The sequence below is a fragment of the Bacillus thuringiensis genome (genome assembly GCF_022095615.2).
GTDB lineage: Bacteria > Bacillota > Bacilli > Bacillales > Bacillaceae_G > Bacillus_A > Bacillus_A cereus_AG.
On the sequence record NZ_CP155559.1, the window covers coordinates 144551 to 165411 of the forward strand.

Sequence of the window (20861 nt, forward strand, 5' to 3'; positions counted from 1 at the left end):
AGCCCCGGAAGGAAATCGTGTTTAAGATAAACAATAGATTTTTTCTATGGAAAAGATAACGAGGAGGGAAACACATGCGTACGACTTTTATGGCAAAAGCTAACGAAGTTGAGCGTAAATGGTATGTGGTTGATGCTGAAGGTCAAACTTTAGGTCGCCTATCTACGGAAGTAGCATCTATTTTACGCGGTAAAAACAAACCTACATTTACACCACACGTTGACACGGGTGATCATGTAATTATTATTAACGCTGAGAAAATTCATTTAACAGGTAATAAATTAAACGATAAAATTTACTACCGTCACACTAACCACCCAGGTGGACTTAAACAAAGAACAGCTCTAGAAATGCGTACAAACTACCCTGTACAAATGTTAGAGCTTGCAATTAAAGGCATGCTTCCAAAAGGACGCTTAGGCCGTCAAGTTTCTAAGAAACTAAACGTGTATGCTGGAGCAGAGCATCCACACCAAGCACAAAAACCAGAAGTTTACGAACTTCGCGGATAATTAATTAAAGGAGGGCTTACTTTGGCACAGGTTCAATACTATGGCACTGGACGTCGTAAGAGTTCAGTAGCGCGCGTACGCCTAGTTCCAGGCGAAGGACGCGTTATCATTAACGGTCGTGATTTTGAAAACTATATCCCATTTGCTGCATTACGTGAAGTAGTGAAACAACCTCTAGTTGCAACAGAAACTTTAGGTAACTACGATGTACTTGTAAACGTAAATGGTGGTGGATACACTGGTCAAGCTGGTGCTATTCGTCACGGTATTTCTCGCGCTTTATTAAAAGCTGATCCAGAATACCGTCTAACACTAAAACGTGCAGGTCTATTAACTCGTGACGCACGTATGAAAGAGCGTAAAAAATACGGTCTTAAAGGCGCACGTCGTGCACCTCAGTTCTCAAAACGTTAATTTTTGCGAACTACAAACCCCAACCATTTTGGTTGGGGTTTTTTTATGTTTCATTCCTCTTTTGGAATTTTTGTAGTTTGGAATATTTTAGTGCTATCCTCTCGCGTATGCTTCTTCTTTAGAAGTTTAGACTAATACGTATTAGGGAGGTTTATAAGTACTATGAATGTCATTGTCAGCTTACAAGAAAAACAAAAAGAAAAGCAGCTGAAATATGAACGGAAGATGCTGCGAGAATTATCATTAAAAACATTACGTTCAAATATTAGAGATGCCTTTCAGATGCAGGAACTTCATCGTCAGTATGAAGATTACTGTATTGAATTAGGGATAGAATCGTATTTATTAGGAGCGAGATACAGTAAGTTTGGTTATTATGGCGAATCATTCTTTGATGTGAAATATAGAGCCTTAGAAGAAGAGCAACAATTAACGGAAACACTATTTCAATTTTTAACGAGCATGACTATGAGGGAAATTAAGTTACAAGATGAGGAATTACTTTTTGAATCTTGTCAGCAGTTTATTGGCTTATGGTGGCAGGAAGGATATGAAAAAGGTGAAAGAAGATATCGATTAAAGCTTCATTAAGACAAGCATAAACTTTCCTCTTGTCCCATATAAGTAATTAGAGGGACTAGCTGGAGGAGGAAAGGTATGAAGAGAATTCGAATTATCTCTTTTGCACTCGCTGCGGTTGTTTTGTTTTTTTTAGTCAAACAAGAATTTCAAATTACAAAATCGTGGCGAGCTTGGAATTTACCCTTATCAGGGAAAGTGATTGTATTAGATGCTGGGCATGGTGGACCAGACGGAGGGGCTGTTGGTGGAAAAGATATTATAGAAAAAGATATTACGCTTGAGATTACAAAGAAGGTACAAGATTATTTACAAGAACAAGGTGCACTAGTTATTTTAACACGTGAGGGAGATTATGATTTAGCTCAGAAAGATACAAAATCATATAGTAGACGTAAAGCAGAAGATTTAAAAAAACGTGTAGAGATTATTAATAAACCTGATGTAGACTTTTTTGCGAGTATTCATTTAAATGCTTTGACTAGTAGTGGATCGAAAGGCGCACAAACGTTCTATTACCGTTCTTCGATTGAAAATGAACGTGCTGCAAAATTTATACAAGCTGAATTGAGAACGAGTTTAGAGAATACGAATCGTTCTGCTAAAACAATTTCTCATGTGTATTTATTAAAGTATGCGAAAACACCAGGTGCTTTAATTGAAGCTGGCTTTTTATCGAATGTAAACGAAAGGTATATGTTAAATTCGGAGAAATATCAGCAAAAGGTAGCGGCTGCAGTATATCGTGGTATATTACGCTATTTCACGGAAAAAGGAAATCCTCCAGAATAAGGAGGATTTTTTGCGTTTCTCTCGTTAACGAAGTTTTCCGAAAATATGTTATACTGGAAATGTAAACGCATTTATTTAAAAAATAAAGAGAGATACATTTAATTAACATTACGTTATTTTTCATACAGGGGGCTGGGCTAATTATGGTAACGAAAGAGCAAATAGTGGAAGCGTTAGAAGGGATTGTAGATCCGTTTTTACATAAAACGTTAAAAGAAACAGGGGCAATTAAAGAGGTAACAGTTAAGCCTGAGAAGGAACATGTAAGTGTTAAAATTGCAATCGTAAAAACCGGTACAGCGGAACAAATGCAATTGCAATCTGGAATTGTAAAGTTAGTTAAAGAACTAGGAGCGGCAACAGTAGGGCTTCGCTTTGCAGAATTCACAGAAGAGGAATTAACTCAGTTTGCACCAGAACAGGAAGAAGAGCAAATTGAATCTTTATTGTCACCAAATTCAAAAACTACATTTTTAGCAGTGGCGAGTGGAAAAGGTGGGGTAGGGAAATCGACAGTTTCTGTTAACCTTGCTATTGCTCTAGCTCGTCTAGGGAAAAAGGTTGGTATCATTGATGCTGATATTTACGGTTTTAGCGTACCGGATATGATGGGGATAGAAAAACGTCCTGTTGTAAGAGGGGATAAAATTATTCCAGTGGAGCGTCTAGGTGTAAAGGTAATCTCAATGGGGTTCTTTGTAGAAGATAATGCACCGGTTATTTGGAGAGGGCCTATGCTTGGGAAAATGTTAAATCACTTCTTTACAGAAGTAGAATGGGGCGATTTAGACTATTTAGTTTTAGATTTACCACCGGGTACAGGTGATGTTGCGCTAGACTTACATTCGATGTTGCCGGCTTGTAAAGAGATTATTGTAACAACACCGCATCCAACAGCAGCATTTGTAGCAGCGCGCGCTGGAGCCATGGCTTTACGTACAGAACATAGTATTCTTGGTGTTGTTGAAAATATGGCGTATTTTGAAAGTAAAACAACTGGTGAAAAAGAATATGTGTTTGGAAGAGGTGGCGGAGATAAATTAGCTACAGAACTTCAAACAGAAGTACTTGGCAGAATCCCGCTTCAACAACCTGATTGGAATAAAGAAGACTTTGCACCGTCAGTATATGAAGATACACATATGACGGGTCTTATTTATCGCACGATAGCTGAGACGGTAATTGATAAAATAGCTGTCGCGCAAAAATAAAATAATAATGAGTGGACGATACATATATTGTCCACTCATTATAATTATTATTTTTACTGCTGCTCCTTTTTACCGTCTTGGGAACCACCTTCACCGCCTGCTTCCTTTTTATCGGATCCACTTTTTTCGGCCTTTTGTACACCTTTACTAATAATATCAATCATCTTAGCTTGGAAGAGTGGGCTTTCAGCAGTTTCTGTTAGTACTTGTTGTAAATATTGACGGTATTCTTTGCTCTTCATTGTTTGTAACATCATTTTTTCTACTTCAGGATTTTTCATAATTTCTATAACGCCTGCTTGGTATTCAGGGTCTTTTAGTAATGTTTTCATTAAGGTTGTTTGTTCTTTCCCCATACTTTTAGCGAATTTCGATGAGAACTCAGGGTCTTTAAAGAGCTTTTCCCAGAATTGTTGCCCTTTGTCGGATACCATTGCATCTTCAATCGTTTTCTTTACTACTGTTTCATCTAGTATGAGTGCTTGTTTCATTTTTTCATCAGTTAATACATCTTGAATAGCTTTCTTACCTTGATCGGTTTTTAAAATATCAACAATCATTTTCTTCGTTTGATCATAATCAAGTTCGGACTTTGCTTCTTTTCCTTGTGCACATGCTACAAGTACAAGAAATAAAAAAGAAGAAGTCAAAACGAGCAGCATCCGTTTCATAAGTTGGAACTCCTTTCAGCACAGTTCTCTCTTTTTAATATAAATATCTTTAAGGAATTTATACATGAACATGGCTAGCTTTTTGAAATTGTCATTGATACAATTTAATTAGAAATATAAGGATAATGGGGGATGTGTTGTGAATAGCCGCAAGTGGGTACGACTATTTTTTACGACGTTGTTTCTTGGTGGGATTAGTACAGTCATTCTTGGTTTTGTTTTGGAGTGGGACAAGTATGTTAAATTTTTTCAAAATTTCGACGGAAAGGAAATTCTAGCAGTTTCTTTCTGGTTGATGGGTGTAGGATTTATTTTTAGTGTTATAAGTCAAATGGGATTCTTTGCCTATTTAACAATCCATCGTTTTGGACTAGGTATGTTCCGATCACCTTCTTTATGGAATGCAGTCCAGCTCTTCTTTATTGCATTCGTTTTATTTGATTTCGTGTATTTAAGATCCGTATTGATTGCAAATGGGGAAGTTTCATTAGGGAATAATATACTTGTTGCGGGTGTGCTATTTGTGTTTGGGGCGATTGTTGCTTACATAAAAAGTAAAGAAACGAATAGAAAGGCATTTGTGCCCGCTTTGTTCTTTATGGTTGTTGTAACGATTCTTGAGTGGGTACCAGCGCTTCGTATTAATGATACAGATTGGTTATATTTAATGGTGATACCACTTTTATTATGTAATGCATATCAGTTACTTATATTACATCGTTTAATTGGAAAGACGAGTAAGTCGGCTTAAGTAAGAGAGGTTTTTTGAGTTTTTATGTAGGGTAGTTGGACGAATGAAAATATCGGGATGAAAAAAGCTCTATTACCTGAATGAAAGGTAATAGAGCTTTTTATGTGTGAAGGTAAGAGGGAAAAGAATTACTTTACATCTTCACTTTTCGTACTTGTGTTGGAAATAAGTTGTGATACTGATATTTGCTCATATCCGTCACTTTTTAATTTTTGTAGAAGCAGTGGTAAAGCTTTATTTGTTTGAAGAGCAGAATCGGATGCATGTAATAAGACGATATCTCCACCTTTTAAATTATTAGAGACATTGGAAACGATATTGTTTACACCTGGGTTTTTCCAGTCGTTTGAGTTATTGCTCCAATGGACGATGGTGTATCCGAGTGATTCTGCTATTTTAAGTGTTGCTTTGTTAAAGTCTCCACTAGGTGGACGTAATAGTTTGACTTGTTTCACGCCGAGTTTTGTAAAAACATCTTGTGCTCGTAAAAGATCGCTTCGTATTTCATTTGTCTCTAGAGAAGTGTAGGACGTGTAGTTATAACCCATACTCCCGACTTCATGTCCATCTTTTATGATGCGTTCAACAACATCAGGGTGTCTTTCTGCCCATGCAGCAGAAAGGAAGAAGGTTGCATTCTTAATGTCTTTTTCTTTAAGTGTATCAAGGATTGGAATTGCTTTTTTGTCTCCCCAACTAATATCAAACGTGAATGCAACTTGTTTTTTAGAGATGTCTCCTTTGTAAATAACTTTAGGTCCTGTAGCAGTTGAAAAAGCAGATTCATGTGAATATGTTTTCAAAAAGAGAAGCCATGCTGTAAATAAGGAAAGTATCACTATTAAGCTAATGTGTTTAAAAGCTCGTTTACTCGTAATAAAAAAGAAAAACATAATATTACGCCCCTTTGTCCAATCCTTTTCAGTTACATATATGCTTTAAATATTAAAAAGAGAACAAAGGATTAATATCGTAAGCGGTGGATATAATGAATGATAGGATTTTGATAAGTGAAAATGAGCGGAACGTTTATTGTTTTGTAAGAAATGATTGAGGTGATGATTTGCTTGGGTTTATGTTAACGAAAGAAGAGAAAAAAGAAATGGAATACATATTGAAGAGAGAGTTAGAAGAACTTTTATTTGATTTTGAAGATGAACGTATTCATGATGTTGTAAAAAAGGCGATGGAAGAAAGATATAAAATCATTTTTTGTTTGTTTCGAAGAGTCGCTAATGCAGAAGAATGTATGCGTTATGTAAGGAAAAGAACTTTTTATTAAAAAGTATTGACGCTAATGGTTATTATATGATAAATTAATAACCGTCGCTGATGCGGAAACGCAGAAAACGATAAAAAAGAAATTAAAAAACTTAGTTGACATCGAAAAACGAAGATGTTAACATAAGGAAGTCGCAAATGAGCGACCAAGTAGTTCTTTGAAAACTGAACGAAACAAACAACGTGAAACGTCAATTTTTATTTTTAGATGCTAGACAAACTAACTTTATTGGAGAGTTTGATCCTGGCTCAGGATGAACGCTGGCGGCGTGCCTAATACATGCAAGTCGAGCGAATGGATTAAGAGCTTGCTCTTATGAAGTTAGCGGCGGACGGGTGAGTAACACGTGGGTAACCTGCCCATAAGACTGGGATAACTCCGGGAAACCGGGGCTAATACCGGATAACATTTTGAACTGCATGGTTCGAAATTGAAAGGCGGCTTCGGCTGTCACTTATGGATGGACCCGCGTCGCATTAGCTAGTTGGTGAGGTAACGGCTCACCAAGGCAACGATGCGTAGCCGACCTGAGAGGGTGATCGGCCACACTGGGACTGAGACACGGCCCAGACTCCTACGGGAGGCAGCAGTAGGGAATCTTCCGCAATGGACGAAAGTCTGACGGAGCAACGCCGCGTGAGTGATGAAGGCTTTCGGGTCGTAAAACTCTGTTGTTAGGGAAGAACAAGTGCTAGTTGAATAAGCTGGCACCTTGACGGTACCTAACCAGAAAGCCACGGCTAACTACGTGCCAGCAGCCGCGGTAATACGTAGGTGGCAAGCGTTATCCGGAATTATTGGGCGTAAAGCGCGCGCAGGTGGTTTCTTAAGTCTGATGTGAAAGCCCACGGCTCAACCGTGGAGGGTCATTGGAAACTGGGAGACTTGAGTGCAGAAGAGGAAAGTGGAATTCCATGTGTAGCGGTGAAATGCGTAGAGATATGGAGGAACACCAGTGGCGAAGGCGACTTTCTGGTCTGTAACTGACACTGAGGCGCGAAAGCGTGGGGAGCAAACAGGATTAGATACCCTGGTAGTCCACGCCGTAAACGATGAGTGCTAAGTGTTAGAGGGTTTCCGCCCTTTAGTGCTGAAGTTAACGCATTAAGCACTCCGCCTGGGGAGTACGGCCGCAAGGCTGAAACTCAAAGGAATTGACGGGGGCCCGCACAAGCGGTGGAGCATGTGGTTTAATTCGAAGCAACGCGAAGAACCTTACCAGGTCTTGACATCCTCTGAAAACCCTAGAGATAGGGCTTCTCCTTCGGGAGCAGAGTGACAGGTGGTGCATGGTTGTCGTCAGCTCGTGTCGTGAGATGTTGGGTTAAGTCCCGCAACGAGCGCAACCCTTGATCTTAGTTGCCATCATTAAGTTGGGCACTCTAAGGTGACTGCCGGTGACAAACCGGAGGAAGGTGGGGATGACGTCAAATCATCATGCCCCTTATGACCTGGGCTACACACGTGCTACAATGGACGGTACAAAGAGCTGCAAGACCGCGAGGTGGAGCTAATCTCATAAAACCGTTCTCAGTTCGGATTGTAGGCTGCAACTCGCCTACATGAAGCTGGAATCGCTAGTAATCGCGGATCAGCATGCCGCGGTGAATACGTTCCCGGGCCTTGTACACACCGCCCGTCACACCACGAGAGTTTGTAACACCCGAAGTCGGTGGGGTAACCTTTATGGAGCCAGCCGCCTAAGGTGGGACAGATGATTGGGGTGAAGTCGTAACAAGGTAGCCGTATCGGAAGGTGCGGCTGGATCACCTCCTTTCTATGGAGAATTGATGAACGCTGTTCATCAATATAAGTTTCCGTGTTTCGTTTTGTTCAGTTTTGAGAGAACTATCTCTCATATATAAATGTATGTTCTTTGAAAACTAGATAACAGTGTAGCTCATATTTTTTTAATTTTAGTTTGGTTAAGTTAGAAAGGGCGCACGGTGGATGCCTTGACACTAGGAGTCGATGAAGGACGGGACTAACGCCGATATGCTTCGGGGAGCTGTAAGTAAGCTTTGATCCGAAGATTTCCGAATGGGGAAACCCACCATACGTAATGGTATGGTATCCTTACCTGAATACATAGGGTAAGGAAGACAGACCCAGGGAACTGAAACATCTAAGTACCTGGAGGAAGAGAAAGCAAATGCGATTTCCTGAGTAGCGGCGAGCGAAACGGAACATAGCCCAAACCAAGAGGCTTGCCTCTTGGGGTTGTAGGACATTCTATACGGAGTTACAAAGGAACGAGGTAGACGAAGCGACCTGGAAAGGTCCGTCGTAGAGGGTAACAACCCCGTAGTCGAAACTTCGTTCTCTCTTGAATGTATCCTGAGTACGGCGGAACACGTGAAATTCCGTCGGAATCTGGGAGGACCATCTCCAAGGCTAAATACTCCCTAGTGATCGATAGTGAACCAGTACCGTGAGGGAAAGGTGAAAAGCACCCCGGAAGGGGAGTGAAAGAGATCCTGAAACCGTGTGCCTACAAATAGTCAGAGCCCGTTAATGGGTGATGGCGTGCCTTTTGTAGAATGAACCGGCGAGTTACGATCCCGTGCGAGGTTAAGCTGAAGAGGCGGAGCCGCAGCGAAAGCGAGTCTGAATAGGGCGTTTAGTACGTGGTCGTAGACCCGAAACCAGGTGATCTACCCATGTCCAGGGTGAAGTTCAGGTAACACTGAATGGAGGCCCGAACCCACGCACGTTGAAAAGTGCGGGGATGAGGTGTGGGTAGCGGAGAAATTCCAATCGAACCTGGAGATAGCTGGTTCTCCCCGAAATAGCTTTAGGGCTAGCCTTAAGTGTAAGAGTCTTGGAGGTAGAGCACTGATTGAACTAGGGGTCCTCATCGGATTACCGAATTCAGTCAAACTCCGAATGCCAATGACTTATCCTTAGGAGTCAGACTGCGAGTGATAAGATCCGTAGTCAAGAGGGAAACAGCCCAGATCGCCAGCTAAGGTCCCAAAGTGTGTATTAAGTGGAAAAGGATGTGGAGTTGCTTAGACAACTAGGATGTTGGCTTAGAAGCAGCCACCATTTAAAGAGTGCGTAATAGCTCACTAGTCGAGTGACTCTGCGCCGAAAATGTACCGGGGCTAAATACACCACCGAAGCTGCGAATTGATACCAATGGTATCAGTGGTAGGGGAGCGTTCTAAGTGCAGTGAAGTCAGACCGGAAGGACTGGTGGAGCGCTTAGAAGTGAGAATGCCGGTATGAGTAGCGAAAGACGGGTGAGAATCCCGTCCACCGAATGCCTAAGGTTTCCTGAGGAAGGCTCGTCCGCTCAGGGTTAGTCAGGACCTAAGCCGAGGCCGACAGGCGTAGGCGATGGACAACAGGTTGATATTCCTGTACCACCTCTTTATCGTTTGAGCAATGGAGGGACGCAGAAGGATAGAAGAAGCGTGCGATTGGTTGTGCACGTCCAAGCAGTTAGGCTGATAAGTAGGCAAATCCGCTTATCGTGAAGGCTGAGCTGTGATGGGGAAGCTCCTTATGGAGCGAAGTCTTTGATTCCCCGCTGCCAAGAAAAGCTTCTAGCGAGATAAAAGGTGCCTGTACCGCAAACCGACACAGGTAGGCGAGGAGAGAATCCTAAGGTGTGCGAGAGAACTCTGGTTAAGGAACTCGGCAAAATGACCCCGTAACTTCGGGAGAAGGGGTGCTTTCTTAACGGAAAGCCGCAGTGAATAGGCCCAAGCGACTGTTTAGCAAAAACACAGGTCTCTGCGAAGCCGTAAGGCGAAGTATAGGGGCTGACACCTGCCCGGTGCTGGAAGGTTAAGGAGAGGGGTTAGCGTAAGCGAAGCTCTGAACTGAAGCCCCAGTAAACGGCGGCCGTAACTATAACGGTCCTAAGGTAGCGAAATTCCTTGTCGGGTAAGTTCCGACCCGCACGAAAGGTGTAACGATTTGGGCACTGTCTCAACCAGAGACTCGGTGAAATTATAGTACCTGTGAAGATGCAGGTTACCCGCGACAGGACGGAAAGACCCCGTGGAGCTTTACTGTAGCCTGATATTGAATTTTGGTACAGTTTGTACAGGATAGGCGGGAGCCATTGAAACCGGAGCGCTAGCTTCGGTGGAGGCGCTGGTGGGATACCGCCCTGACTGTATTGAAATTCTAACCTACGGGTCTTATCGACCCGGGAGACAGTGTCAGGTGGGCAGTTTGACTGGGGCGGTCGCCTCCTAAAGTGTAACGGAGGCGCCCAAAGGTTCCCTCAGAATGGTTGGAAATCATTCGTAGAGTGCAAAGGCATAAGGGAGCTTGACTGCGAGACCTACAAGTCGAGCAGGGACGAAAGTCGGGCTTAGTGATCCGGTGGTTCCGCATGGAAGGGCCATCGCTCAACGGATAAAAGCTACCCCGGGGATAACAGGCTTATCTCCCCCAAGAGTCCACATCGACGGGGAGGTTTGGCACCTCGATGTCGGCTCATCGCATCCTGGGGCTGTAGTCGGTCCCAAGGGTTGGGCTGTTCGCCCATTAAAGCGGTACGCGAGCTGGGTTCAGAACGTCGTGAGACAGTTCGGTCCCTATCCGTCGTGGGCGTAGGAAATTTGAGAGGAGCTGTCCTTAGTACGAGAGGACCGGGATGGACGCACCGCTGGTGTACCAGTTGTTCTGCCAAGGGCATAGCTGGGTAGCTATGTGCGGAAGGGATAAGTGCTGAAAGCATCTAAGCATGAAGCCCCCCTCAAGATGAGATTTCCCATAGCGTAAGCTAGTAAGATCCCTGAAAGATGATCAGGTTGATAGGTTCGAGGTGGAAGCATGGTGACATGTGGAGCTGACGAATACTAATAGATCGAGGACTTAACCATATAATATGTAGCAATGTTATCTAGTTTTGAAGGAATATATATTAAAATTCCTTTTGACATTCTGAAAAGAATGTGTATAATGATAAAAGTCTGGTAATGATGGCAGAGAGGTCACACCCGTTCCCATACCGAACACGGAAGTTAAGCTCTCTAGCGCCGATGGTAGTTGGGACCTTGTCCCTGTGAGAGTAGGACGTTGCCAGGCTTGTATTATTCCGCAGTAGCTCAGCGGTAGAGCTATCGGCTGTTAACCGATCGGTCGTAGGTTCGATTCCTACCTGCGGAGCCATTATGCTTCCATAGCTCAGCTGGTAGAGTACTTCCATGGTAAGGAAGAGGTCACCGGTTCAAGCCCGGTTGGAAGCTTGGAAAAAGTTTTAAATTTTTGGCCCGTTGGTCAAGTGGTTAAGACACCGCCCTTTCACGGCGGTAACACGGGTTCGAATCCCGTACGGGTCACCACTTTTGGAGGATTAGCTCAGCTGGGAGAGCACCTGCCTTACAAGCAGGGGGTCGGCGGTTCGATCCCGTCATCCTCCACCATATATATTTTAAATGTCGGAGGGGTAGCGAAGTGGCTAAACGCGGCGGACTGTAAATCCGCTCCTTCGGGTTCGGCAGTTCGAATCTGCCCCCCTCCACCATTTTCTTTAAAATAACCTGAGAGGGTTTATTTTTTTGAAAAGATAACCATACTAGTAAATATTAATGGGCTATAGCCAAGCGGTAAGGCAACGGACTTTGACTCCGTCATGCGCTGGTTCGAATCCAGCTAGCCCAGCCATTTACGAGCCATTAGCTCAGTTGGTAGAGCATCTGACTTTTAATCAGAGGGTCGAAGGTTCGAATCCTTCATGGCTCACCATTTTCGCGGAAGTAGTTCAGTGGTAGAATACAACCTTGCCAAGGTTGGGGTCGCGGGTTCGAATCCCGTCTTCCGCTTTATTACTAAGGGGCCTTAGCTCAGCTGGGAGAGCGCCTGCCTTGCACGCAGGAGGTCAGCGGTTCGATCCCGCTAGGCTCCATCTAATAGAGAAGCTTACATCATATGATGTAAGCTTTTTTTGTGTTTAAAAAGACAACTTTCATATTTGTCATTTAAAATGGAGAAAACGCGAAAATAAAGGATGGGGATAATTGTGAAAGTTGTTATTGCATCGGATTCATATAAAGAAAGCTTAAAAGCTATAGAAGTATGTGAGGCTATTGAAAGAGGTTTTGGAACAATTTTCCCTAAAGCAGAGTATGTGAAAATACCAATTGGAGATGGAGGAGAAGGAACGGTTGATTCACTTGTGGATGCTACAGGGGGAAGGATTATATCACTTCATGTAACAGGACCGCTTAGAGAACGTGTGCAAGCCTTTTACGGTATGTCTAAAGATAAAAAGACAGCGTTTATTGAAATGGCAGCAGCATCAGGATTACAATATGTTCCGATTAAAAAGCGAAACCCACTTATTACAACGACTAAAGGAACCGGAGAGCTTATACTACATGCGCTAGACGAAGGAGCTGAGCACATTATTTTAGGACTTGGCGGAAGTGCTACAAATGATGGCGGAGCAGGTATGTTGTCAGCTTTAGGGGTCAGGTTTATAAATAGAAAAGGGGAAGCAATAGAGCCATCTGGAGGAACGTTACATTCGATTGTCGCTATTGATTTTTCACGAATGGATTCACGCTTAACGCATATAAAGATAGAGGCAGCGTGTGATGTAGATAATCCGTTAGTTGGAATAAGGGGAGCATCTTTCGTATTTGGGAGGCAAAAGGGTGCGAATGCAGAGATGATGAAAGAGCTAGATGAGAATTTAAAGCATTATGCGAATATCCTTAAACAATACTTATCTTGCGACGTATCTAAAATACCTGGCGCAGGAGCCGCAGGAGGAATGGGAGCAGCTGTTATTGGAGTGTTAAAGGGAAGCCTGCGGAGAGGAATTGAAATTGTATTAGACTACACAAATTTTGATAAGCATATAGAAGGTGCAGATTTAATTATAACTGGCGAAGGGAGAATAGATGAACAAACAGCATATGGAAAGGCCCCTGTAGGTGTTGCGGAGCGTGCAAAGTATTTTCGTATTCCTGTCATTGCTATTGGAGGATCTGTATCTCCGAATTATCCAGCTGTTCACGAAAAAGGAATCGATGCAGTATTTAGTATTACAGCGAGTCCGATGACATTAGAAGAGGCATATAAAGTAGCGGAAGAAAATATCGAAATGACAGCAAAGAATATTGCCGCAGTATGGAAAATAGCATCAGAAAAACACTTCTAAATGTAGGAGTGTTTTTTATTATTATCTAATAATAATGATGGTAGTTGTTTCATTAGGTTAACTTTATACATAGAATAGTCTTAACATTTGGATTTTAAAGCGAATATAAGTGAATAATTTGTATATCCATACAGAAAAATGTCGAGTTGAGTCAGAGTATATAAAAGATTTAAAATATTTAGTGAAGGCACAAAAGGGGGATACTATCTATGAAAAAAGAAATTTCAGTTATTGGAGTTCCAATGGATTTAGGACAGATGCGTCGCGGAGTTGATATGGGGCCGAGCGCAATCCGTTATGCAGGCGTAATTGAAAGAATTGAAGAAATTGGATATGATGTTAAAGATATGGGAGATATATGTATAGAGAGAGAAAAAGAAGTAGATGAAAATACAAGCTTAAGAAACCTTACACAAGTTGCAACTGTTTGTAACGAATTAGCAAGTAAGGTGGATCATATTATAGAAGAAGGACGTTTCCCACTTGTATTGGGTGGCGATCATAGTATCGCTATTGGTACATTAGCGGGTGTTGCGAAACATTATAAAAACTTAGGTGTTATTTGGTATGATGCACATGGTGATTTAAATACAGAAGAAACTTCACCATCTGGAAATATTCATGGTATGTCACTTGCAGCAAGTTTGGGATATGGACATCCTTCACTTGTAGATTTATACGGGGCATATCCAAAGGTGAAAAAAGAGAACGTTGTAATTATCGGTGCACGTGCATTAGATGAAGGAGAAAAAGACTTTATTCGCAATGAAGGTATTAAAGTATTCTCAATGCATGAGATTGATCGTATGGGTATGACGGCTGTTATGGAAGAAACAATCGCGTATTTATCTCATACTGATGGTGTACATTTATCATTAGATTTAGATGGCCTTGATCCACATGATGCACCAGGAGTTGGAACGCCTGTAATTGGTGGCCTATCTTATCGTGAAAGCCATTTAGCAATGGAAATGTTAGCGGAAGCTGATATTGTTACATCTGCTGAGTTTGTTGAAGTAAATACTATTTTAGATGAGCGAAATAGAACGGCAACAACAGCGGTTGCTTTAATGGGTTCTTTATTCGGTGAAAAACTAAAATAAATGTAAGAAAAGCAACTGCGAAGTTGCTTTTTTTATTTGAAAATAAGCGTATAATAATGATTTATATTATACTGTACGATAATAATGTTTGACATCGTACCAATTTAGACTAAAGGGGGTTGTTTGTAATTGTTGTTTGTTTCATGTATGGTATAATTAACTAGTTGTTGGAAATACATACAGATAGAGCATAAAACAATATTTCAATATATGGATAGAATTGCTCGTAAGTAGGAGGAAGGGTTAGCATGCCTTTTGAAGATACGACCATTTTGAAATATCTTAGTACGGTATTAGATATTGCCGTTGTATGGTTTATTATATATAAGCTAATTCTCATAATCCGAGGGACGAAAGCTGTTCAACTTTTAAAAGGGATTACAGTTATTATTGTCGTTCGGATGATCAGTATTTTCCTTGAATTGCATACGCTATATTGGCTGACTGAGCAAGTATTAACGTGGGGATTTTTAGCCGTTATTATTATTTTCCAGCCAGAATTGCGAAGGGCACTTGAGCAACTAGGGCGCGGGAGTTTATTTTCGCGTGTTGGAACTCATGAGGATGATGAACCTGAAATCGTTGCAACAGCGATAGCGAAAGCAACGGAATATATGGGGAAACGTAGAATTGGTGCATTAATTACTTTGTCGAAAGAGACCGGTATGGGTGATTATGTGGAAACAGGTATTCCGCTAAATGCAAACGTATCATCGGAATTACTCATTAATATTTTCATTCCTAATACACCTCTTCATGATGGAGCAGTCATTATGCAAGGAAGTACCATTAAAGCAGCAGCTTGTTATCTTCCGTTATCGGAAAGTCCTTTTATCTCTAAGGAGTTAGGAACTAGGCATCGCGCTGCAATGGGAGTTAGTGAAGTTACTGATAGTATTACAGTAGTTGTGTCGGAAGAAACAGGTCAAATTTCTTTAACGAAAAATGGTAAGTTGCATCGTGATTTGAAGACAGAACAACTGAAAGATATGTTGTTAGCTGAATTTAGTGCGAGCGAAAAAACGACTTCTTCGTCTTTATGGAATTGGAGGAGAAAGCGTCATGGATAAGTTAATGGAGAATCATTGGTTTTTAAAAGGGATCTCATTACTATTGGCGTGTATGCTTTTTATGTCAGCGACTTTAACTGAAAAAAATACGACATCGGGGATACTACCTTTTGCAAATGATGCGAAAGAAACATTAACTAATTATGCTATTAACCTTAAGTATGATGAAGAGAAATATATTGTAAGTGGTATTCCGTCAGAGGGCGTTAAGGTGAAATTAGAGGGCCCAAAAGCAGCAGTTGCTACAGCAAAAGCAAAAAAACAATTTGATATACCAGTTGATTTGAGAGATAGCGAAAAAGGAACTTATGAAGTTTCTTTGAAAACGAACGGGCTTCCAGATGATGTGAAAGGAACAGTTCAGCCATCAACAATTAAAATTACTCTACATGAAAAAGCTAGAAAATACGTTCATGTAGACTTAAAATTATCAAATGAGGATCAAATGCCAGCAGGTTCTACTCTAGAAAAATCAAACATTAAACCTGATACTGTTGAGGTAGTTGGGACGAAAGAAGAAATTGAAAGTATTTCATCTGCTAAGGCGTATATTGATTTAAAAGGTGTTAATAAAACTGTTACAAAAACAGCCGAAGTTACATTATACAATAAAGAAGGAAAACGTTTAAATGTAAGAACGAGTCCATCTAAAATTAGTGTAACATTGAATGTGGCGACGCAAGCAACGGCCAATAATACTGAAAAAACTGTTCCTGTAACGTATACGAAAAAGGGGAGTTTACCAGAAGGATTGGCTGTTACAAATATTAGTGTTGAACCGAGAGAAGTAACGATAGCAGGTCCAAAAGATATATTGGATAATATACAATCGATAGAGGGGGTCGAAGTAGATCTTAGTCAATTGACAGAGTCTACAACATTCGATACCTCTGTTTTATTGCCAAAGGGTGTAACAAGTGCACAACCGAATCAAGTGAAGGTTTCAGTAGGCGTGCAAAAAGCAAAACAAACGAAAACAAGAACGATTGATGGTATATCAATTCAAAAAAATGGACTTTCTAAAGATGTTACGGCCCAGCTACTTTCGCCGCAAGATGGGAAGATAAGCGTTGATATTTCAGGAGAAACAAGTATAGTAGATAAAATAACAGCTGCTCAAATAACAGCAGCGATTAATCTGCAAAATGTATCTCCAGGGACGAAGGATGTTTCTATTCAAGTGAGCGGTCCTGGTAATATTTCAATAGAGCCAAAGCAAAAAAGTGCTAAAGTCACAATTGTGAAGAAAGAAAATCCAGATAAAGAAGTACAGGGTAACGGTGAAAAACCAGATTCAAATAATAACCAAGATAATCAAACTGAAAAACCAAAAAATCCTGAACCTGAACATAAGCCTGACCCGGAAAAGGAAAAGGAACAGGAACAAAATAAAGAAAAAGAAACTAGTCAAGAGCCAACAGTAGATAATCAAAAAGAGCCAGAAAAAGGAGCGAATCATAATGGGTAAATATTTTGGTACAGATGGAGTACGTGGGGTTGCGAACCAGGAGTTAACACCTGAATTAGCGTTCAAAATTGGACGTTTTGGTGGTTATGTATTAACAAAAGATACAGATCGTCCAAAAGTAATTATCGGCCGTGATACACGTATATCAGGACATATGTTAGAAGGAGCTTTAGTAGCAGGTCTATTATCAACTGGAGCAGAAGTAATGCGCCTTGGTGTTATTTCTACACCAGGTGTTGCTTATTTAACAAAAGCGTTAGACGCACAAGCAGGTGTTATGATTTCTGCATCTCATAATCCAGTAGAGGATAACGGAATCAAATTCTTCGGTTCAGACGGCTTTAAATTAACAGATGAGCAAGAAGCAGAAATCGAAGCTTTATTAGACAAAGAAGTTGATGAATTACCACGTCCAACAGGTACGAATCTTGGACAAGTGAGTGATTATTTTGAAGGCGGCCAAAAATATTTACAATATATTAAACAAACTGTAGAGGAAGATTTCTCTGGTTTACATATCGCTTTAGATTGTGCGCATGGTGCTACGTCTTCTTTAGCTCCATACTTATTCGCGGATTTAGAGGCTGATATTTCAACAATGGGAACTTCACCAAACGGCATGAACATTAATGATGGAGTAGGTTCTACGCATCCAGAAGTATTAGCTAAATTAGTAAAAGACAAAGGCGCTGATATCGGTCTTGCCTTTGATGGTGATGGTGACCGTTTAATTGCTGTAGATGAAAAAGGAAACATCGTTGATGGCGATCAAATTATGTTTATTTGTGCGAAGTACATGAAAGAAACTGGTCAACTAAAGCATAATACAGTCGTTTCAACTGTTATGAGTAACTTAGGTTTCTACAAAGCACTTGAAGCTAACAATATCACAAGTGATAAAACAGCAGTTGGTGACCGTTACGTAATGGAAGAGATGAAGCGTGGTGGTTACAACTTAGGTGGAGAACAATCGGGGCATATTATCTTACTTGATTACATTACAACTGGTGATGGAATGTTAAGTGCACTTCAACTGGTAAACATCATGAAAATGACGAAAAAACCATTATCTGAGCTTGCAGGTGAGATGACAAAATTCCCACAATTACTAGTAAACGTTCGTGTAACAGATAAAAAACTAGCATTAGAAAATGAAAAAATTAAAGAAATTATTCGTGTTGTAGAGGAAGAAATGAACGGTGATGGCCGCATTCTTGTTCGTCCATCTGGAACAGAGCCACTTATTCGTGTAATGGCAGAAGCACCAACACAAGAAGTTTGTGACGCGTATGTACATCGCATTGTAGAAGTTGTGAAAGCTGAAGTTGGCGCTGAATAATTAGATAAATTTATTGAAAAGGAGCACAAGAAGTGCTCCTTTTTCATATGTTTTATAGACGATGAAAAAAATTTCATTGACGGTTTATCCATGTTTGTTATAAGATGGTCTTGTTCTTTTTCTCAAAGGAAATATTGTAAATTATAGAAGCGCCAGAACTACAAGTAGTGTAGTTGACGAGGTGGAGTTTATCGAGATTTCGGCGGATGACTCCCGGTTGTTCATCACAACCGCAAGCTGTTACTTAAATCATTAAGGTGACTTAGTGGACAAAGGTGAAAGTGTGATGAGAGAAAAGGAACGGATGAAAACTAGCTGTATAAGTATATACGGACTTAAACCCAATCGAGAGGAAGGTGAAAGCCGTTACAAGCTTACAGGGCTAGCAATATGTAATCCGTTTTTTAGTATAAATAAAAATGGTATCGGACTATGTCGTTACATGTTCGCAGAGCAATGTAAGCATTTGTAACGGCGACTAAACATGTGTGGAATCGTAGGATTTATTGGAGAGCAAGATGCAAAGGAAATTTTATTAAAAGGTTTAGAAAAGCTAGAATATCGTGGATATGATTCAGCAGGTATTGCAGTACAAACAGAGAACGGTGTTGTTGTATACAAAGAAAAAGGTCGTATTGCAAAACTTCGCGAAATCGTAGATGTGAACGTAGCAGCAAGCGTGGGAATCGGTCACACACGTTGGGCTACACATGGTGTTCCAAGCAAAGTAAACGCGCATCCGCATCAAAGTACATCAAAACGCTTTACACTAGTTCATAACGGTGTAATTGAAAACTATGAATTAGTGAAAAAAGAATATTTACAAGATGTAACGTTCGTAAGTGAAACTGATACAGAGATTATCGTACAGCTTATGGAACAACAAGTGAGCACAGGATTAAGTGTAGAAGAAGCGTTCCGTAATACGCTATCTCTTTTACATGGCTCTTATGCAATCGGATTACTTGATGCTGAAAATCCAAACATGATTTATGTTGCTAAAAACAAAAGCCCGCTATTAGTAGGTGTTGGTGACAACTTTAATGTTGTGGCGAGCGACGCTATGGCGATGTTACAAGTTACAGATCAATTTATCGAATTAATGGATAAAGAAATCGTAATTGTAACGAAAGAAAGTATTACAATTAAAAACTTACAAGGTGAAACGATTGAACGTGCACCGTTTACAGCGGAATTAGACGCAAGTGATATTGAAAAAGGAACATACCCTCATTTCATGCTTAAAGAAATCGATGAGCAACCACTTGTAATCCGTAATATAATTCAAAAGTATCAAGATGAAAATGGCGAGATTGAATTAAATCAAGACATTCGTAATGCGATTTTAGATAGCGATCGTATTTACATCATTGCATGTGGAACAAGTTATCATGCAGGTCTTGTTGGAAAACAATTTATCGAGAAGTTTGCAAAAATGCCAGTTGAAGTGCATGTAGCAAGTGAATTCTCTTATAACATGCCATTATTAACAGAAAGACCATTCTTCATTTACATTTCACAAAGTGGTGAGACTGCAGATAGCCGTGCAGTACTTGTACAAACAAATGAAATGGGTCATAAAGCATTAACGATTACAAACGTACCTGGTTCTACGCTTTCTCGTGAAGCTGATTATACACTTCCGTTATACGCGGGACCAGAAATTGCAGTTGCATCAACGAAAGCTTACACAGCACAACTTGCAGTACTTTCAATTTTAGCTGCGGACATTGCTAAAGCAAAAGGCGAAGTTCTTGATTTCGATTTAACACACGAATTAGGACTTGTAGCAAATGCAATGATAGAACTTTGTGATCAAAAAGAAGAAATGGACGCATTAGCAAAACAATTTTTAGCAACAACGCGTAATTGTTTCTTCATCGGACGTAGCGTAGACTTTTACGTAGGTTTAGAAGGCGCGTTAAAGCTAAAAGAAATTTCTTACATCCAAGCAGAAGGATTTGCTGGAGGAGAATTAAAACACGGTACAATCGCCTTAATCGAAAACGGTACACCAGTTATCGCACTTGCTACACAAGAGCACGTAAACCTTGGAATTCGTGGTAACGTGAAAGAAGTAGTAGCACGCGGAGCTAACCCATGTATCATCTCAATGAAAGGCTTAGAAATGGAAGGTGACAGCTTCGTATTACCAGCTGTACACGAAGCATTAGCACCGCTAGTAGCAGTTATTCCATTTCAACTTATCTCATACTACGCAGCACTTCACCGCGAGTGTGATGTTGATAAGCCGCGTAACTTAGCTAAGTCTGTTACGGTTGAGTAGGAGATTGATAAGTTAATAAATATAGTTATGGCTTTAAAATAAATTTATGAATTTGTGCCCCTTTAGATATGTTATCTAAAGGGGTACTTTTGTGTCGAAAAAGAATATCTAAAATTGAAAAGTGGATAGAGGGAGATGGACAGAACACTACTAATAAAAGTTTCACTTTATTTTATCGGATTTGGAATAAAACTACTTTTATTTATCTGAATTTTCTATTATCATTTTAAGTATTCGTGAACAATTTCCTTTA

The 20861-nt window shown here is 40.6% G+C and carries 16 protein-coding genes, 9 tRNA genes and 3 rRNA genes; 26 read left to right on the top strand and 2 right to left on the bottom strand.

The window, feature by feature from the left end:
* The first annotated feature begins 74 nt into the window (after positions 1–74).
* The 5 genes from rplM to KZZ19_RS00855 all read left to right on the top strand — a co-directional run bounded on the left by rplM (position 75) and on the right by KZZ19_RS00855 (position 3508).
* On the top strand, positions 75–512 hold the full coding sequence (rplM, locus tag KZZ19_RS00835) for a 50S ribosomal protein L13 (protein ID WP_001260795.1): 438 nt from the start codon (positions 75–77) through the stop codon (positions 510–512).
* Between the two features lie 21 nt (positions 513–533).
* A complete protein-coding gene (gene rpsI / locus KZZ19_RS00840) occupies positions 534–926 on the top strand; it encodes a 30S ribosomal protein S9 (protein WP_000079986.1) in 393 nt (130 codons plus the stop codon).
* A gap of 162 nt (positions 927–1088) precedes the next feature.
* Entirely contained in the window at positions 1089–1517 is a 429-nt protein-coding gene (locus KZZ19_RS00845; protein ID WP_001101006.1) for a YbaK family protein, read from the top strand.
* Between the two features lie 66 nt (positions 1518–1583).
* A complete protein-coding gene (gene cwlD / locus KZZ19_RS00850) occupies positions 1584–2297 on the top strand; it encodes an N-acetylmuramoyl-L-alanine amidase CwlD (RefSeq protein WP_000822445.1) in 714 nt (237 codons plus the stop codon).
* 143 nt (positions 2298–2440) lie between these two features.
* Entirely contained in the window at positions 2441–3508 is a 1068-nt protein-coding gene (locus KZZ19_RS00855; protein WP_237982303.1) for an Mrp/NBP35 family ATP-binding protein, read from the top strand.
* A gap of 53 nt (positions 3509–3561) precedes the next feature.
* Here the strand turns inward: KZZ19_RS00855 and gerD are convergent, their stop codons facing one another.
* A complete protein-coding gene (gene gerD, locus KZZ19_RS00860) occupies positions 3562–4179 on the bottom strand; it encodes a spore germination protein GerD (protein ID WP_000827523.1) in 618 nt (205 codons plus the stop codon).
* A 139-nt stretch (positions 4180–4318) separates the two neighbouring features.
* Between gerD and kbaA the strand changes: the two genes are divergently transcribed.
* Complete coding sequence (gene kbaA / locus KZZ19_RS00865; RefSeq protein ID WP_237982302.1) at positions 4319–4930, top strand: KinB signaling pathway activation protein KbaA; 612 nt, start codon at positions 4319–4321, stop codon at positions 4928–4930.
* A gap of 128 nt (positions 4931–5058) precedes the next feature.
* Here the strand turns inward: kbaA and pdaB are convergent, their stop codons facing one another.
* Positions 5059–5823, bottom strand: a complete 765-nt coding sequence (pdaB, locus tag KZZ19_RS00870) for a polysaccharide deacetylase family sporulation protein PdaB (protein WP_088094814.1) — start codon at positions 5821–5823, stop codon at positions 5059–5061.
* A 170-nt stretch (positions 5824–5993) separates the two neighbouring features.
* Here pdaB and KZZ19_RS00875 point away from each other — a divergent pair, with 170 nt between their 5' ends.
* From KZZ19_RS00875 to glmS, 20 genes are all read left to right on the top strand, one after another.
* Positions 5994–6212, top strand: a complete 219-nt coding sequence (locus tag KZZ19_RS00875) for a hypothetical protein (protein WP_000900298.1) — start codon at positions 5994–5996, stop codon at positions 6210–6212.
* A 225-nt stretch (positions 6213–6437) separates the two neighbouring features.
* Positions 6438–7989, top strand: a 16S ribosomal RNA gene (locus KZZ19_RS00880).
* A gap of 146 nt (positions 7990–8135) precedes the next feature.
* Positions 8136–11056: ribosomal RNA gene (locus KZZ19_RS00885) — 23S ribosomal RNA — on the top strand.
* A gap of 89 nt (positions 11057–11145) precedes the next feature.
* A 5S ribosomal RNA gene (gene rrf, locus KZZ19_RS00890) occupies positions 11146–11261 on the top strand.
* Together the 16S, 23S and 5S rRNA genes with 9 tRNA genes alongside form the textbook arrangement of a ribosomal RNA operon.
* A 9-nt stretch (positions 11262–11270) precedes the next feature.
* A tRNA-Asn gene (locus KZZ19_RS00895) sits at positions 11271–11345 on the top strand.
* Between the two features lie 4 nt (positions 11346–11349).
* Positions 11350–11422 (top strand) — tRNA-Thr (locus KZZ19_RS00900).
* Between the two features lie 21 nt (positions 11423–11443).
* Positions 11444–11518, top strand: a tRNA-Glu gene (locus KZZ19_RS00905).
* Between the two features lie 5 nt (positions 11519–11523).
* Positions 11524–11599, top strand: a tRNA-Val gene (locus tag KZZ19_RS00910).
* Between the two features lie 17 nt (positions 11600–11616).
* A tRNA-Tyr gene (locus KZZ19_RS00915) sits at positions 11617–11700 on the top strand.
* Between the two features lie 65 nt (positions 11701–11765).
* Positions 11766–11840, top strand: a tRNA-Gln gene (locus KZZ19_RS00920).
* Positions 11841–11845: 5 nt separating this feature from the next.
* Positions 11846–11921: transfer RNA gene (locus tag KZZ19_RS00925), tRNA-Lys, on the top strand.
* A gap of 5 nt (positions 11922–11926) precedes the next feature.
* Positions 11927–11998: transfer RNA gene (locus KZZ19_RS00930), tRNA-Gly, on the top strand.
* Positions 11999–12008: 10 nt separating this feature from the next.
* Positions 12009–12081 (top strand) — tRNA-Ala (locus KZZ19_RS00935).
* A 114-nt stretch (positions 12082–12195) separates the two neighbouring features.
* A complete protein-coding gene (locus KZZ19_RS00940; protein ID WP_237982620.1) occupies positions 12196–13341 on the top strand; it encodes a glycerate kinase in 1146 nt (381 codons plus the stop codon).
* Between the two features lie 209 nt (positions 13342–13550).
* Positions 13551–14444, top strand: a complete 894-nt coding sequence (gene rocF / locus KZZ19_RS00945) for an arginase (RefSeq protein ID WP_088094877.1) — start codon at positions 13551–13553, stop codon at positions 14442–14444.
* Positions 14445–14692: 248 nt separating this feature from the next.
* Complete coding sequence (gene cdaA / locus KZZ19_RS00950) at positions 14693–15514, top strand: diadenylate cyclase CdaA (protein ID WP_048528662.1); 822 nt, start codon at positions 14693–14695, stop codon at positions 15512–15514.
* Entirely contained in the window at positions 15507–16982 is a 1476-nt protein-coding gene (locus KZZ19_RS00955) for a CdaR family protein (protein WP_348638018.1), read from the top strand. The genes cdaA and KZZ19_RS00955 overlap by 8 nt, the downstream gene beginning before the upstream one ends.
* On the top strand, positions 16975–18321 hold the full coding sequence (glmM, locus tag KZZ19_RS00960) for a phosphoglucosamine mutase (protein WP_088094875.1): 1347 nt from the start codon (positions 16975–16977) through the stop codon (positions 18319–18321). Before KZZ19_RS00955 ends, glmM begins: the two co-directional genes overlap by 8 nt.
* Positions 18322–18607: 286 nt before the next feature.
* Positions 18608–18793, top strand: a complete 186-nt coding sequence (locus KZZ19_RS00965; protein WP_033659100.1) for a hypothetical protein — start codon at positions 18608–18610, stop codon at positions 18791–18793.
* Positions 18794–18805: 12 nt separating this feature from the next.
* A complete protein-coding gene (gene glmS, locus KZZ19_RS00970; protein ID WP_237982622.1) occupies positions 18806–20608 on the top strand; it encodes a glutamine--fructose-6-phosphate transaminase (isomerizing) in 1803 nt (600 codons plus the stop codon).
* Positions 20609–20861 lie beyond the last annotated feature (253 nt).